The 15,699-nt window shown below is 61.1% G+C and carries 12 protein-coding genes; 6 read left to right on the plus strand and 6 right to left on the minus strand.

What is annotated here, in order from left to right; translation table 11 throughout:
• The first annotated feature begins 101 nt into the window (after window positions 1-101).
• Window positions 102-1,097: a GlxA family transcriptional regulator gene (locus tag ASE04_RS14960; RefSeq protein WP_056818534.1), complete on the plus strand. Its 996-nt coding sequence runs from the start codon at window positions 102-104 to the stop codon at window positions 1,095-1,097.
• A 375-nt stretch (window positions 1,098-1,472) separates the two neighbouring features.
• On the opposite strand, the gene ASE04_RS31600 is transcribed toward ASE04_RS14960, so the two are convergent.
• Window positions 1,473-2,372, minus strand: a complete 900-nt coding sequence (locus tag ASE04_RS31600; RefSeq protein WP_056818536.1) for a sensor histidine kinase — start codon at window positions 2,370-2,372, stop codon at window positions 1,473-1,475.
• Window positions 2,373-2,439: 67 nt separating this feature from the next.
• A complete protein-coding gene (locus ASE04_RS31605; RefSeq protein WP_056818538.1) occupies window positions 2,440-2,991 on the minus strand; it encodes a hypothetical protein in 552 nt (183 codons plus the stop codon).
• A 310-nt stretch (window positions 2,992-3,301) separates the two neighbouring features.
• On the opposite strand from ASE04_RS31605, the gene ASE04_RS30730 reads away from it, so the two are divergent.
• Window positions 3,302-3,442, plus strand: a complete 141-nt coding sequence (locus ASE04_RS30730; RefSeq protein WP_156408801.1) for a hypothetical protein — start codon at window positions 3,302-3,304, stop codon at window positions 3,440-3,442.
• A gap of 24 nt (window positions 3,443-3,466) precedes the next feature.
• On the opposite strand, the gene ASE04_RS14980 is transcribed toward ASE04_RS30730, so the two are convergent.
• Entirely contained in the window at window positions 3,467-4,192 is a 726-nt protein-coding gene (locus tag ASE04_RS14980; RefSeq protein ID WP_056819105.1) for a response regulator, read from the minus strand.
• Between the two features lie 184 nt (window positions 4,193-4,376).
• Between ASE04_RS14980 and ASE04_RS14985 the strand changes: the two genes are divergently transcribed.
• The gene (locus ASE04_RS14985) at window positions 4,377-4,637 is read left to right on the plus strand and encodes a hypothetical protein (protein WP_056818542.1); all 261 of its coding nucleotides are present in this window, start codon (window positions 4,377-4,379) and stop codon (window positions 4,635-4,637) included.
• A 524-nt stretch (window positions 4,638-5,161) separates the two neighbouring features.
• Window positions 5,162-5,776 (plus strand): hypothetical protein, encoded by a 615-nt coding sequence (locus ASE04_RS14995; RefSeq protein WP_056818546.1) that lies wholly within the window; start codon window positions 5,162-5,164, stop codon window positions 5,774-5,776.
• A gap of 75 nt (window positions 5,777-5,851) precedes the next feature.
• Here ASE04_RS14995 and ASE04_RS15000 read toward each other — a convergent pair whose 3' ends face one another.
• The 3 genes from ASE04_RS15000 to ASE04_RS30105 all read right to left on the minus strand — a co-directional run bounded on the left by ASE04_RS15000 (window position 5,852) and on the right by ASE04_RS30105 (window position 13,426).
• Complete coding sequence (locus tag ASE04_RS15000) at window positions 5,852-10,579, minus strand: beta strand repeat-containing protein (RefSeq protein WP_056818548.1); 4,728 nt, start codon at window positions 10,577-10,579, stop codon at window positions 5,852-5,854.
• Window positions 10,580-11,726: 1,147 nt separating this feature from the next.
• Window positions 11,727-13,166, minus strand: a complete 1,440-nt coding sequence (locus ASE04_RS15005; protein WP_056818550.1) for a DUF1254 domain-containing protein — start codon at window positions 13,164-13,166, stop codon at window positions 11,727-11,729.
• A gap of 32 nt (window positions 13,167-13,198) precedes the next feature.
• Complete coding sequence (locus tag ASE04_RS30105) at window positions 13,199-13,426, minus strand: DUF1214 domain-containing protein (protein WP_082597374.1); 228 nt, start codon at window positions 13,424-13,426, stop codon at window positions 13,199-13,201.
• Window positions 13,427-13,639: 213 nt separating this feature from the next.
• Between ASE04_RS30105 and ASE04_RS15015 the strand changes: the two genes are divergently transcribed.
• Window positions 13,640-14,605, plus strand: coding sequence for a formylglycine-generating enzyme family protein (locus tag ASE04_RS15015; RefSeq protein WP_056818555.1), 966 nt, complete (start codon window positions 13,640-13,642; stop codon window positions 14,603-14,605).
• Window positions 14,602-15,603: an HAD family hydrolase gene (locus tag ASE04_RS15020; RefSeq protein ID WP_082597356.1), complete on the plus strand. Its 1,002-nt coding sequence runs from the start codon at window positions 14,602-14,604 to the stop codon at window positions 15,601-15,603. Before ASE04_RS15015 ends, ASE04_RS15020 begins: the two co-directional genes overlap by 4 nt.
• Window positions 15,604-15,699: the final 96 nt, after the last annotated feature.

The following is a 15,699-nucleotide window of genomic DNA, read 5'->3' on the forward strand; positions in this document are numbered from 1 at the left end:
AGATTTCCTTAGTTTTTACGGGGCGTTGTCTGGACAAGGTCACACCGCGTCCGCATTTTCACAATTGGCGATATCGACAGAATGAAGGCTGATACCGACAAATGACTGCGCCCACTATAGAGATCGCCCTTGTTATCTATCCAGGCGCCCAACTTGCCAGTGTCTACGGATTGACCGACCTCTTCGGCGTCGCCACCCGCCTTGCGTCGCGAAACCCAGAACAAAATACGGAGCCTGCGATCACGGTCAGCCACTGGAAGTTACAGGAGCCAGACTCGGAGCCCGTCAGGGTCTTTGAAACGGAAAAACGGTTGAGGGCGATACCGGACGTCCTGATATTGCCCCCTGCCCTTGGCGAGGCGCCGTCAACTGAAACAGCCAGCGCATATTCTCCGTGGCTGATCGATCAGCACCGTCAGGGCACGATTCTCTGTTCAATCTGCGCCGGCGCATTTCTTCTCGGCGAAACCGGACTTCTCTCGGGAAGACCCGCGACGACGCACTGGGCGCACGCGGACCTGTTCGCGGCCCGCTTCCCGGCAGCCCACCTGGACGTCGACAAGCTTGTTATCGATGATGGCGACCTCATCACCGCCGGCGGCGTCATGGCCTGGATGGATCTTGGCCTGAAGCTTGTCGAGCGTTTTCTTGGCCCAACGATCATGGCTGAAACCGCGCGGCTTCTCGTCATCGACCCGCCTGGACGCGAGCAGCGATTTTACAGCAGCTTTTCGCCGCGGCTCACGCATGGAGATCTCGCCGTTCTCAAGGTTCAACACTGGCTCCACGCGACAGCAGCCAAGGATATGAGCCTGGCAAACCTCGTGGCACAATCGGGCCTGGAAGAGCGAACCTTGTTGCGCCGCTTTCGAAGGGCCACCGGTATGACGACGACCGAGTATTGCCAGCGAATGCGGATCAGCAAAGCCTGCGAACTGCTGCGGACCAGCGTCACCCCGATCGAGACGATCGCCTGGGATGTCGGCTACGGCGACGCCGGCGCCTTCCGCAAGATTTTCCTTCGGATTGTCGGCCTGACGCCCAGCGATTACCGGCAGCGCTTCAATTCAAGGGGCACAGTGATATCCACCCGATAGCGGCCGGACGTGGAGATCTCAGGGTGCTCACCGTTGGACGACAGGCGTTCGCTTGCTACGCGCGCTGTGATCAGAGGAATAGCCACCGCGCCTTATCCACAGCAGCTTGCCCTTTTCTGGGGATGTTGCGGACAAGTGACGAACATTAGACGAACAGAAACGCATCCTGTCCTTTAGACGTAGCACCGACGAGTTATGGCAACGTTAGTCTCGGACGCGCTGGATCGGCGTTCTTCGCGACGTCAACAACCGTGATGCCGATTCTCCATTGGTCCGCCGTGACCTAAAAACTCACGGCGGGCCATCGATTGGCTTCGCTATCGATTGCGACTTTGGCGCCGAGATTTCACCGCCCGGGCCGACTGATCACCGTCTCTAGGTTTGCTTCGAAAGCGAATGACGCGGAAGCGATAGGACCGCCTCGAGCCCCTCGCCTTCCAAACTCTTGAGTGTGATGTCGCCGCCGATCTTGCGGACCAAGTTTCTTGCGATCGTCAGGCCAAGCCCCGATCCACCGGTGTCGCGATTACGGGAATGCTCGAGACGCACGAAGGGACTGAAGACGCGCTCCAGCTCCTGATCCGGAATGCCAGGCCCCCGGTCGCGCACCTTGACGAAGACGAATGCGTCCGATGCGGAAACGGAAATCCGTGCCTCCGCCCCATATTTGATGGCGTTCTCGACCAGATTCCGCACCGCCCGCCGCAGCACCACCGGTGGTGCCGAACACACAAGCCTCGTGCCTTTGGCCGGTCGGCCATCCAAGCTGGCCTGTTCGTATTCATCGGCAATGGCGTCTGTCATGCTCCAGAGATCGATGAGTTCGGCCGGTTCCGCGGTCGTCCCGAGCTTGGCGAGATCGACCACCGACTCCACCGTCTCCTCGACGTCCGCGATATCCTGTTCCAACGCAGATTTTAGCTTGGAATTCCTCAGAAGAGCGAGGCGCAGCCGCATCCGCGTTACCGGCGTTCGCAGATCATGCGCCAGCGCGACAGCCAGCAGCTCGCGCTCTTCGAAGCTCGCCTGAAGGCTTGCCTGAGCCCTGTTCACGGTTTGCGCCGCGCGCCTGATATCCCGCCCGCCTGCCTCGGCAATCGGCGGGCTGTTGATATCCTCTCCAAGACGGCCAAGCGCGCCCTCCAACAGCTGATAAGGCGCGGCAATCCTCGAAACGCTCCAAAAGGCGAGCATCAGCACAAGTGCGCTGACCAGCAGGTATTTAGGCAGGCTGTCGGGCGCCAGCAGCGGCGCGATCGGGGTGACCGGTGTCACGAAGTTCAGCCATTGGCCATCCTTGAGCTGCAGGGAAACGGTATAGCGCTGGCTCTTCAGAAAATCGCTAGCGATTTCCGAAGACCTCTCGGAAATCGCTAGCGATTTCCGAGAGGTCTTCCTCGACTTCGCCGCTATCGGCCGTCGGCTCGGCCGCCGTCTGCCCTTGTCCGTCCTGCTTGCCGGGGTCCTCCAGGCGGACCCGGACGTCTTCAACGCCCAGCTTCGATAGTCGCGCGAAAATGATGTCTTCCAGCTCGGCAAGGGTGTCGTTCGACGCGATGGGAGCACCGACGGCCGGAAGCGACGAGAGATTGACGACGATCGTCGAGTCCGCGAGCTCCGTGCCGATCCGTGCCCGCTCAGGCGCCGAAAGCGGCGCCATAAGCTTGGCAAGCCAGAAGGCCCGTTCGTTGAGTCTGTAGAGATCGACGATCTCGTTCGAAGCCGATCGATCCTTCGACACGATCAGGAAGAGGCTGGTCTGGCTGGCGAGTAGCGCCAGGATAAGCACGATCAGCACCCAGCCCGGCAGGGTGCGTGGGAGCAGCCGGCGACAAGATACGCCGTAAAAGCGCGAGGGGTCGAACCGCGCACGCCCGGCGGTTCGCTCACCCACGGGAGCCTCCGATCTCGTGGCCCGGGCGCTCCAGTTCACATTCTTTACAATCCAGAAACATCATTTTCATCCGCCCGACAAACAAATCCCCTTCTGCCGTGCAATAAGGCGCCAAACACCGTCATAGCAAGGAAAAGGGTCCGTGGTGGACAACAATCTCAGGAAGCAGCCCGCTGAAAATGCGTCCGCGTCCAGGCACGGCGAGAACGACAATTTGCCGGCAGATGGCGATGCTTTGAAGCAACTTCGGATCGATGCGGATGGAAGAGTTCGAGAATTCATCCTCTCTCCAAACGACGAGGAAGAAGTCATGGCATTGATCACAGAGCTTTCCGATCGTGCGGATGCAGACCGGCACGCATATCGCGAAGACCTGGTGGACTGGCGCGTTGGCGTCGCGATCCTGGCGGTGGCCGGCACTCTGGCGTGGCTCGCGTTCCTTTACATCTAGTGATCTGCGGCTAGGACCCCCCCGTCAGCCGGCGCCTTGCATCGTCTCGGCAACGAACTGGTAGCCACCGCCACGCACGGTCTCGATCATCGACGGTGACTTCGGGTCATCGTCCAGCTTGCGTCTCAGTCGGCTGATCAGAATATCGATGCTGCGGTCGAAGCTCTGGCTGGTGTCGCCTCCGCAACGCTCGATCAACTGCTCGCGGCTGAGCACACGCCCCGAGGCCTCCACCAAGGCAGCCAGCAGGTTGAATTCCGACCTCGTCAGTTCGACGCGAACACCGTCACTGTCGAGAAGCCTGCGCCTGTCCACGTCAAGCGTCCAGCCACCAAACCTGTAGACGGATATTGTCTCGCTTGAAGCGGGTGCATCCCGGTCATTGTGCCGGCGTAGGACGGCACGCACCCTAGCCAACAGTTCGCGCGGATCGAACGGTTTCGACACATAGTCGTCGGCGCCCATTTCGAGCCCGACGATCCGATCGCCGGTGTCGCTGACCGCGGTCAGCATGATGATCGGAATCTTCGACCGCTGCCTCAGCTCCTGGCAGAGTTCGAGCCCGCTCTTGCCCGGCAGCATGATGTCGAGAACGACGAGATCAGTCTTTCCCTCTGATAGGACCGTCTCCATGTCCTGCCCGTCGTTCGCAAGCGACACCCTGAAACCGCGGCGTTGAAAGAAATCCTTGAGCAGGGATCGGATCTGTGTGTCGTCATCGACGATGAGGATGTGCAAGGTGGAGTTCAAGATAAGCTTCCCAACGGCCTCAGCAAAATAGGCGAGTTGGCCTGTCCTTGCCACCTGGCAGCCCACACGACAAGACGATGTTACACGAGGGAAACCTTTTCATCACGTCCCTGAAAAGCGGCGGGCGGCGAATTGTGAGAGAACAACCTGAGTAGCGGACGTCTGTCCGGACCAGGGTTACGCAATGTTCTTGAGGCCATCCCTTCTTTTTCTAAGCTTTGCGCTGGCGCCCAGTGCGGCGTGGGCCGAGGAGGAACTGTCGGCGCGCGACAAGCGCTGCCTGGACATGCGGTTGCGGTTTGAACGTGCCGAACGCCAAAACCCGGAACGCGGCGGCCAGGAGATCGAGAAACTGCGGTTACTGGGCATCGATCTTTGCTCGAAGGGCAAGCAGGCGCAGGGCATAAGGGCCTTCGCCAGCGCTGTCGAAATTCTGGAAGAATAACGTGAGGCCCGTGCCGAAACGCGGAGGTCGGAGCAGGTGGCCCGGCGCAATCCGGCCCCTCGTTCACAACGTTCGCCGACGGGGACTACCCTCGACCGCCTTTGCACTCCTCGCCGTCTGCCTCTTCTGCCTTTCCGCAGCAATGACGGCAGCTCTGGCTCTTACGGGTGCGACCGATTGGATGCCGTGTCTCGTGATCTTTCTGCTTGGCTGCGCGTTTTTCGAGATAGCGGACGCGGTAAAGCCGGACGCAAGTCCGCCGAACGAGGAGGAAACCTGACGTGCAGTTAGCTAATTACCGGAGCGGAACGACAAGCTACGCCGACCCAGCCGGCGGCAACGGGGCGGGCCATTCTTGTGGCCGAATGGGGCTCTGTTGCGCGACGGACGCGCCCTCTCGAAGAATGCGTAGTTATGCACATCCCAGGCTCGCTGACGCCCTTGAGGATAGTCGAAGGCGCGCTTACTGAACCCGGGCTGCATCGCGGCCCGGAATCGCTCTTGTAGGAAAATAGGACGACAACATGCCAGCACTGGAAGCAATCGTTTCGCTTTCGCTAGCGTTTTCGCCGACCCCGGCTGTTCGCAGCCTGCCTGATTATCTTCCTTTCGGGGTGATGCAGCAGGAGCGCCCGTCCAGTCTCGGCTGTCGTGCGGTAGGCGGATCCGTGATGGACACGACGGGACAGTATGTCTGCACATCCCTGCCATCCGGTAGCAGCCTGTTCGATGAGTATATCGTCGCCTATGTGCAACAAGCAGGCATCTGCAATGTGGTCGGGGTCTCGCCGTACGGCAAGGACGATGCCCGCGGCAGCAGCGCAAGGAGCCTGTTTGCGCGCGCCAAGGCCGAGATGACCGAGAAATTCGGGCCGCCGGATGAGGAAGTCGATCATTCCCACACCCCTGCTGCGGCCAAGGACGGAGACTTTCGCTCGTCCGTAATCGCGCAGGACCGCCAGGTCTTCTCCCAGTGGAACGACCTTGGGGCACGCTTCGCAAACATGCAGTCCGCAACCCTGGTGATTTCGGGCGACGAAGAACTGGGGCTGGCCATATATGAGGTGGTGCGCTTTGCCGGCAACGACGATTGCCTTCAAAGCCTGGAAACGGTCACCGGCCCGGCTCCCGAAAATTGACCCGCCGCTTATAGTGCAGTCCAAAGCAAAACGGGCGACCACGATGATCGCCCGTTCTCGAGTTGATCAAACCATTCAGAACGCCTGGTAGGCGTGCACGATGGCCGCAACTTGATCGGCCTGCATGGCATCGACCTGTGCCCCGGAGATGACCGAGAGCTGCGCCGTCGACAGCAGCGAAATGTCCTTTGTCGAAAGGCCGGTGATGGCGGACGTGTTGATCGACGCAATGTCTTCAAGCGAGAACTTGGCAACACCTTCAGCACTCAGGGCCGCGATCTGAGCCGAACTCATTGCGGCGATCTGGGCTGAGGTCAGCGCTTCGACCTGCGCGGCCGACATCGAGGCCAATTGAGACGTCGTCAAGGCGGTCACCTGAGACGTGCTCAACGCGGCAACCTGGCTGGTCTGCAGCGCGCCGATCTGCGCGGTCGACAGCCCCTCGATCGCCTTGCTCTTCAACGCCGCGATCTGGCTGGTGGACAGGTTCGCAATGTCGCTCGTTCTGAGCGCCGCGATCTGCAGGGCGGTCAGGACGCTCAATTGCGTCGTCGTCATTGCCGAAAGCTGATCGCTCGTCAGCGCCCGAACTTGCAGGTAGCTCAAGGCCCCGACCTGGCTCGCGCCAAGGGCCGCGATCTGGCTCGTGCTCAAGCCAGCGACATTGCCCGTCGAAAGACCGGCGATGCCTGCCGTGCTGATTGCCGCAATCTCATCGGTGGTAAATGTCGCGAGATCGGCGGCGTTAAGCGCTCCAATCTGCGACGAACTGAGGTTGGCGATCTGCGACTTGCCGAGCGCCTCGACCTGTGACGTGGACATCGCGGCAAGCTGCGAAGTCGTAAGACCGGCGATGGCGTTCGCGCTCAGCGACGCAACCTGATCCGTGGTTAGCGCCGCGATACTTCCAGCAGAGAGACCAGAGACGGTCGATGACGTCAGAGCTGCAACCTGCGCCGTGGTCAACGCTGCCACCTGACTGCTGGTTAGCGCCGCTGCCTGGCTTGATGTCAGGCCGGCGATCTGAGCGGTGGTCAGCGCATTCAGGCGTTCAACGGTCAGCCCCGCCAAGGCGCTGGAACTGATCCCGGCAATCGCCGAAGGGCTGATTGCGCTGATCTCTTCGACAGGAAGGCTGTCGATGCTTGCCGGAGAGAGGGCCGCAATTTGCGCAGCGCTCAAGGCACCGATCTGCGCGGCGGTAAGCGCGTCGACTTGCGAAACCGACAGTGAAGAGACCTGATTGGCCGTGAGCGCCGCGATCGCCTTCGAGTTCATCGCCGCGACCTGTGCCTCGCTCAAAACCGCGAGATCGCCAGCGGAGATGCCTCCGACCGCGCCGGCGCTTAAGGCGCCGATCTGTTCCGAGGTCAAAAGCCCGAACTGTCCGGTCGACAGGGCTGCGACCTGTGACGAGGAGAGCGCCGCGATCTGGCTTGTCTTCAGCGCGGCGATCTGCGCGGCCGACAAAGCGCCGATCGCCGTCGAGCCAAGTCCGGTGATCGCGGACGAAGAAAGTGCGGCGATCTTCTCGTCGGTCAGCGCCGACAGCTGCGCTGGGCTGAGAGCACCGACCTGGGCGGAGCTGAGTGCAGCGATTTGCGCCGAAGACAACGCCGCGATCTGGTCGGCAGACAGCGATGCGATCTGCGACGAGGTCAGGCCCGAAAGAGCCTTTGTCGTCAAGGCGGCCAAATCCGCGGTCGACAACGCGCCGAGTTGTTCAGCCGTCAGGGCGCCGACCTGCGCGGATGTCAGCGCTGCCCCCTGCTCCACAGTCAGGCCACCGATCTGGCTCGGCGTCAGGGCCGCGATCTGTGAGGACGACAGAGCAGCAATCTGCGCGGTCTTGAGCGCCGCCAACTGGTCGGCGTCGAATCCGGAGAGAACGTCCGTCCCAAGACCTGCAATACCCGCAGCGCTAATCGCTGCGATTTCATCCAGCTGGAAAGTGGCGATATCCGCGCTGCTCAACGCACCGAGCTGAGCGGAGGAGAGTGCCGCAATCTGCGCCGAAGTCAAAGCCTCGACCTGGTCGGTCGACAGCGCGTCAATCTGCAGGGAAGACAGGCCCGCAAGCGCCTTCGTGTTCAGCGCCGCCACCTGCGAGGGAGTAAGAGCTGCGATCGTGTCGCTGGAAAGCGATTTCAGTTGCGAGCTGGAGAGCGCGGCGATCTGAGCGGTTGTCAATGCGGCCAGCTGGAGCGGGCTCAGGGCAGCAATCTGGTCGGAAGTCAGCAGCGCAATCTGGCTCGTCTTCAGTGCCTCGAGCTGGTCGGCAGAAAGTGCGGCGATGGTAGCGGTCGTCAGCCCGGCAATCGCCTTCGTGCTGATGGAGCCTACTTCCTCCGGCAAGAACGTTGCAATATCGGCCGGGGTGATCGCTGCGATCTGCGTGCCGCTAAGGCTGCTGACCATGAGGCTCGTCAGAGCCTCGACCTGGGCCGTGGAGAGCGCTCCGATCTGCAAACTGCTCAGCCCCGCGACAGCGCTGGCGCTTAACGCAGCGATCTGGGAGGCCGAAAGCGCGGCGAGGCTGTCACTCGCCAGCACCTTTACCTGCGTCGCGGTCAGCGCCGCGACCTGTGCGGTGCTCAGAGCGTCGACCTGTCCCGGCGTCAGGGCCGCGATCTGGTCGCTCTTCAAGGCAGCGATCTGGTTCGTCTTCAACGCGCCGATCTGGTCGGCGTCGAAAGCTGCGATGGTGCTTGGCGCCAGCCCGCTCAGAGCGGCAACGCTGATCGCGGCCAGTTCACTCGGCAGGAACGTCGCAAGGTCCGCTGTCGTGAACCCGGCCATCTGCCCCGCGGTCAAGGCAGCCACCTGTGCCGCCGTCAACGCCTCCGCCTGATCGACGGAAAGCGCGGCGATCTGTGCCGATCCCAGGCCGGAGACGGCCTTTATGCTGAGTGCCGCGATCTGCGATGGTTCCATGGCCGCGAGACCGGCATCAGACAGGGCACGCACCTGCGACGAATTCAGCGCCGCAATCTGCGCCGTCGACAGCGCTTCGACCTGCTCGTTCGACAGACCGTTGATGAACGTCGTCTTCAGTGCCGCGATCTGGGCGGTCTTCATTGCCGCAACCTGGCTCGGGCTAAGCGCTGCAAACGCGTCAGAGGTCAGGCCCGAAAGAGCCGCCGTGCTGATCGCCGCGATTTCATCGGGCAGGAACGTCGCGATATCAGCAGCAGAAATCGCCGCGATCTGTGTCGTGTTGAGCACCGCGATCATCTGTGTCGTCATGGCTTCGATCTGACTGACCGAAAGGCCGGCAATTTGGGCCGACGTCAGACCGGTGACGCCTTTGGTGCTGATGGCCGCGATCTGGGCTTCGGAAAAGCCGGAGAGGGCATCACCGGTCAGCACCTTGATCTGCGAAGCACTCAGCGCTGAAATCTGCGCAGTGGTCATTCCGCTGACCTGATCGTTCGTGAGCGCCGCGATCTGCGTCGTCTTCAGCGCCGCGATCTGGGCGGTCTTCAGCGCGGCAATCTGATCGCCGCTGAGGGCCGCGACCGTTGCCGGAGAGAGGCCTGCAATGCCGAGGGTGCTGATGGCCGCAAGCTCGCCGGTCGAAAATGTGGCCAGCCCCTCCGATGTGATGGCGCCGATCTGCACAGCGGTCAGCGTCGCAACCTGGCTAACGGTCAGGGCTTCGATCTGATCGGTCGACAGGCTCGCGATCTGACCCGTCGTAAGACCCGTCACTCCCTTGGTGCTGACCGCGCCTATTTGCGCCGGCGTCAGCGCAGCGAGACCGTCGCTGGACAGAGCCTTGACCTGCGACGCGCTGAGCGCCGCGATTTGCGCCGTTGTCAACGCCGCCACCTGAGTAGAGGTCAGAGCCGCGATCTGGTTCGTCTTCAGCGCCGCGATCTGGGCGGTCTTCAAGGCGGCGATCTGCTCGCTGCTGAGAGCGGCTATGCTTGAGGCGCTCAACCCTGCCAGGGCAGCGCTACCGATCGCACCCACTTCCTCCGGGAGGAATGTCGCGATGTCATCAGCAGTCATCGCCGCGATCTGGGATGCGCTCATCGCCGCGATCAACTGCGTTGTCAGCGCCTCGACCTGGCTGGTCGAGAGGCTGGCGATTTGGGACGTCGTCAATCCGGCGATCGACTTGGCATTCAGAGCCGCGATCTGGGTGGACGCCAGGCCGCCAAGACTGTCCGTGGTAAGCGCCTTGACCTGAGATGACGTCAGCGCTGCAATCTGGGCGGTCCCGAGTGCGGACACCTGACCGGGCGTGATGGCGGCGATCTGCGTTGTCTTCAGTGCGGCGATCTGGGCTGTCTTGAGGGCCGCGATCTGGTCGGCGCTGAGAGCCGCGATGCTGGCGGATGAGAGCCCTGAAAGGGCAACCGTGCTGATCGCTGCGACTTCGGCCGGCAGGAAGGTGGCGATGTCTTCGGGGCTCAAGGCGGCCAACTGCGCTGCGCTAAGAGCCGCGACCTGCGCGGTCGTCAACGCTTCGACTTGGCTGAGGTCAAGCGCCTGCAACTGGTTGGTCGTCAGCCCCTTGATCTGGCTCGCCGACAGGCTCTCGAGTTTTGCGCTCGAGAGGACGGCCAGCTGGTCGACTGTCAGGCCGGTGATCGACGCTGCCGAGATCGCGCCCAACTGCGTGTTCGAGAACACCGCCAGATCTTCCGTCTCCAGCGCGGAAACCTGGCTCGCCGACAGAGCCTTGATCTGCGTTGTCGAAAGGGCGGCGATATCCTCAGACGTCCAAGCCGCGATTGTCGCATTCGAGAGCGACTTGATCGCGTTGACGCTGAGAGACGAGACGATCGAGGTCATACTTAATATCCGTTGAGAAATTGAGTGGAACGACGGCCGTGGCGAACAGATCGCTCTCGCCAACTCTGCGGCGCGAAGATCAGCGCTGCAGGTGCACAAGAACGTCCGACATGCCGGCCGCTGTCTGAAGTGTTTCTAAAAATGCGCAATCAAACGATCCCTGGGGGAGACACAAACATGCCGGAATGAAGACCCGACATGACTGTCGGAAACTTCCATCAGCCTACCTTAAGCATGGCTAGCTGGTGCGAGACCGGACTCGTCTCGGATCGGAAAGGAAGAGCGGCTCATCCGCACTCCCCGCATTCTTTTCTCGGCTGTCGGCTGAGATTGCCCCTCGTTAATCCGGCATTAACCGGCGTCATCTAGGTGTTTTCGTAGAGGATCTCATATCGCCGCCGCCGCGACGGCTTTCTGCCGCCTGAACGCTTGCAGTGTGCTGAGCGGCAAATAACGGTCAAGACACCGCCAGCCGACGTTACAATTGCGAAACTGTTGCGCGCTCAACCGTGCAGATTTGTTACAATTCAGAAACAATTGACTCCCTATTTTCTTAGAGGAGTCGCGTCCGCACTGCGCCCTCGAGCGAATCGAATCCGCATCACAACCACACGTTACCTTGGTCGCACTGAGAGCCAGACCAACGGAAAGCCTTCATCGGGATCCGGGCGGTATAGCATGGCCATTAGTAAGGCTCGACGGCCGCCACTCCCGGGCGTTCATAGCCGGAAGGATCATCCAGCGGCTCGATGGTGACAATCACCCGCCCGGAGCCGAAGGATGCCTTCAGCAATGTTCCCGAGGGTTGTAGCTCCCCGGCGGCCATGAACTTCTGGACGGATCGCACCCCGGCTGATGGCGAGCGCGAGATAGTCCAGGATTATCTCTGTCGATCTCCCTTCGGCTGAGCCGACCAGCCGGGAGGCGATTTTTCGAAATCCCGCCTGGGCAGTCGCAGCCACCAGTCGATCGCGTTGGAAGGTGCGGAAAGTTGCTTCGCATAAGGTTGGGGCTTCATTATTTCGTCCTGAACCCCTCCGTCGATAGCTGCGCCCGGGCTCACGGACTTCTCGGGGACCGGCCCTGCGAGGGCCGCTCCCGTAAGTCCCGTCAAGAGAGCTAGATAAGCGATCCCGGGCACCGTTGCTTATTTCACCTCTTCAAAGTCGGCGGGCTTCCAGCTGCCGTCGAAGGCAGGCTTGTCCGGCCCGTAAATGCGGATATAGGCGAACCAGCCGCGACCGGGCACGGTCTTGATCCAGCGGCCTTCCTGCCCTGCAGGTGCGGTCGGGCCGAAATAGAGCTCGGTCGGTTCGCTCTTGCTGACATCCTTCAATTCGAAGAGCGAACGAAGGGCGGCCTTGTCCTGATCGGTCTGAACTTCGGAGCGGGTCTGCGCGTCATAGGCAGTCACGGACCAGAAGAGCTTGCCGGGAACGGGCTGCGGGATGGAAAGCCTGTAGGTCTTGCCACCATCGAGCCAAGCCCCAGTCCCGTCGCGGGAGCCAAGCCAGTAGAGCGATCCTGCCCCGGCCGTGCGTCGGAACATGGCCGGAGACGTCACGATTGCCTGCGCGAACCAACGGTCGCGGGCCTCGAGGTCGATGCCGGAGGCCGTCTCGAACTGCGCGCTTCCCGGGACGAGCCCAACCCACTCCCATTTGCGATCGGGCCAGGCGAGCTTGTCGGTCCGCGCCGTGTCGAATGCCGAGACCAGCAACTGGTCGCGGCCTTGACGTGCCGCCTTCTCCAGAATGGCCGTCATTCTGTCGTCAGGTTTGAAGTCCTTGCCCTTTTCGATACCGAGCGCCTGAAGAAGTCCGTACATCGGCTCGAACTTGCTGACGATCGGTTCCTGTTGGATGATCTCGTTCAGTTTCTGCCAGAACTGGATGTTGTCCTCCCACTTGAGAGACGTGCTATCCATGTCCATCTTGGTCGTATCGACGAACTTGAGACGTTGCTTCGGGTTCGCCAGCGGATAGATTTTGATCGCTTCAAGGGCTTTCAAGGCCTTATCTTGATCGCCGCCGACGGGCAGTGCGCGGACTGCAAGCAGGTTCTTGTAGGTCGGCGTTTTGCCGACGAGGTATCCCTTCGGGATCTTGCCCTTGTAATCAGGCCCGACGATCAGGTGCTTGCCGCCCTTCCCCGCGTCCGGTCCCGGAATGCCCATGTCCAGAACCCACCCCTGATTATGGTCGTTGACGAGGCCAATGTAGGCGCCAGCCGGCAACTCCACGACCATCGGCCCCTTGGAGACATCAAGGGTAGCGGAGCCGTAGGGAGTGTCGGAGTTCAGCGTGAAGCCAACCTGACGCGGCCCCGCAGCCGCCCCGCCATAGGCTTCGTTGTCGTTGATCCCGGCCGAGCGGTTGCCGTTGAAAATGCCTTCGACCGAGACCGTCGGATACCAGAAGCGGTATGCCACCAGCGCCCGCTGCAGGTCGGCGTCGTCCTGCGCGCTCTTTGTCGCTGCCGCGGTCGGATATCCGTTTTCGAACTTGTATGTAACGGCGTCCTGCGCGGCGGCGGTGGACGCGAGCAGCGCAGCCAGAACGGCTGCCATGACGATGCGGTTCTTCATTCCAATCTCCGAGTTCTCAATAGATGGCGGCTTCACTTCACTTCGACGAAGTCTTCTAGTTTCCACGACTTGTCGAACCACGGCTCGAGCGGGCCATAGAGACGGAAGATCGTGAACCAGGACTTGCCGGGGATTGTCTGGATCCAGTTGGGGTTGTCGCCGGGCTTGGTCGGCGAGAAGACGATGTCGGTCGAGCCGTCGGCGTTCTTCGTCAGGTCCTTTTTGCTGAAAAGGCTTGGAAAGTGTTGGTCGGTCCGCAGGGAAGCAGAAGCCGTTCCCGAGCATAAGTACGCAACGGTAAATGCCGCTCCGCGCGAACGTAAATTTACTGTTGCGCGCGATGCGCGGACGGGTGCTTAGGAGGGGCCGCCGTAGACGTCCTGTAACGTAAATGACCGCGGCGTTTACTGTTGCGTACTTATCAGGCGCCGCGCGGCGCTGTAGCATTCTGCGATCTGTTTCGGAGAGCAAGCATGGCATTGGCATTCGACGACAGTAAAGCGCCCAACGACATGATCTGGATCCCCGGAGGCACCTTCGTGATGGGATCGGATCGCCACTATCCGGAGGAAGCGCCGGCTCATCCGGTCAGTGTGGATGGCTTCTGGATCGACGAGACGCCCGTCACCAATCGAAAATTCATGGAATTCGTCAAGGCAACCGGGCATGTGACGGTGGCGGAAAAGGCGCCGGATCCGAAGGATTATCCAGGCGCTCTTCCGGAAATGCTACGCGCTGGCTCCCTGCTTTTCGTGCAGCCGAAAAGCGTTGACGGCCCGGATATTTCCCAATGGTGGACCTTCAAATTCGGCGCAAGCTGGCGCAAGCCGCTCGGCGGCCTGAGCGACTTGCGCGGCAAGCTCGACCATCCGGTTGTCCACGTCGCATGGTCGGACGCCAAGGCCTACGCGGACTGGGCGGGACTGGACCTTGCGACCGAAGCGGAGTGGGAGTTCGCCGCACACGGCGGATCGGATAGTGAATTCGCCTGGGGTGACGAATTCATGCCCGATGGCAAGGCTATGGCGAACACCTGGCAGGGCATCTTTCCGACACGGTCGACCAAGGCAAAGGGCCTTGAGCGCACCTCGTCCGTGAAGTCCTTTCCGGCAAACGGCTATGGCCTTTACGACATGATCGGAAATGTGTGGGAGTGGACGTCCGATTACTGGACGACACGACATCCGGAGCCCGCGAAGCATTCCTGCTGCATTCCCTCCAATCCCCGCGGCGGCGAAGCAGAAACGAGCTATGACCCGCGCCAGCCGGATATCAGGATTGCGCGTCGCGTCCTCAAAGGGGGCTCGCATCTCTGCGCGCCCAACTACTGCCGGCGATACCGGCCCGCCGCGCGGCATGCGGAGCCTGAGGATACGTCGACCAGCCATGTTGGATTCCGCTGCGTGAAGAGAGTTTCGAGCCAGGGAGAACCGCGATGAAAGCCTTGCGGACGCTAACAGGAATAGCATGCGCCGCTTTCCTCTCGGTGATCGCCCTGTCAGGGCCCGCCGCAAGCCAGGAAACGCTTCCATCCTGGAACGATACCGCCGCCAAACAGCGCATCATCGACTTTGTGAAGGCCACGACGACCGAGGGCGGAAACGGTTACGTCGCGCCACAGGACAGGATCGCCGTCTTCGACAATGATGGCACGTTGTGGACGGAACAGCCCTTCTACATCCAGCTCGGCTTCATCCTGGACCGCGTCAAGGCGCTTGCGCCCGAGCATCCGGAGTGGAAAACGAAGGAGCCGTTCAAGAGCATACTCGCCGGAGACCTGAAGGGCATTGCCAAAGGCGGCGAGAAGGGCATCGTCGAGATGGGGATGGCAACGCATGCCGGGATGACCACCGACGAATTCAACAAGATCGTCACCGAGTGGTTTATAACCGCAAAGCACCCCAAAACCGGCAAGCTCTACACTGAGATGACGTTTCTCCCGATGCGGGAGCTCCTCGACTATCTGCGCGCCAATGGGTTTGCGACCTACATTGTTTCCGGCGGCGGGGTGGAGTTCATGCGGCCCGTGACGGAGAAGCTCTATGGAATTCCGCCGCAGCAGGTCGTCGGCAGTACGATAACGACACAATATGCGATCGTCGACGATGTTCCGGTCCTGCGGCGATTGCCGAAGATCGACTTCATCGATGACGGCCCGGGAAAACCCGTGGGCATCAACAAATTCATTGGCCGTAGACCGATTTTCGTCGCGGGCAACTCCGACGGCGACTATGAGATGCTTCGCTGGGTGACAGCCGCCGAAGGACACGGGTTCGCGATGATCGTTCATCACACGGACGCCGATCGCGAATACGCCTACGATCGGCAATCCCCGTTCGGAAAGCTCGACAAGGCTCTAGATGAAGCGACCAGACGAAACTGGCTCGTTGTGGACATGAAGGAGGATTGGAGGAAGGTGTTCGCGTTCGAACCCTAGGTGAGCCGTTGACGCTCCCTCGACAAGGTCGGACGTCTGGGCCGGTTGAAATTCCATTTCATCTCACTGTGGGTAATGATGCGGTGGCGATCACGA

It is taken from the genome of Rhizobium sp. Root708 (assembly GCF_001429725.1).
In the GTDB taxonomy this organism is placed as follows: domain Bacteria; phylum Pseudomonadota; class Alphaproteobacteria; order Rhizobiales; family Rhizobiaceae; genus Rhizobium.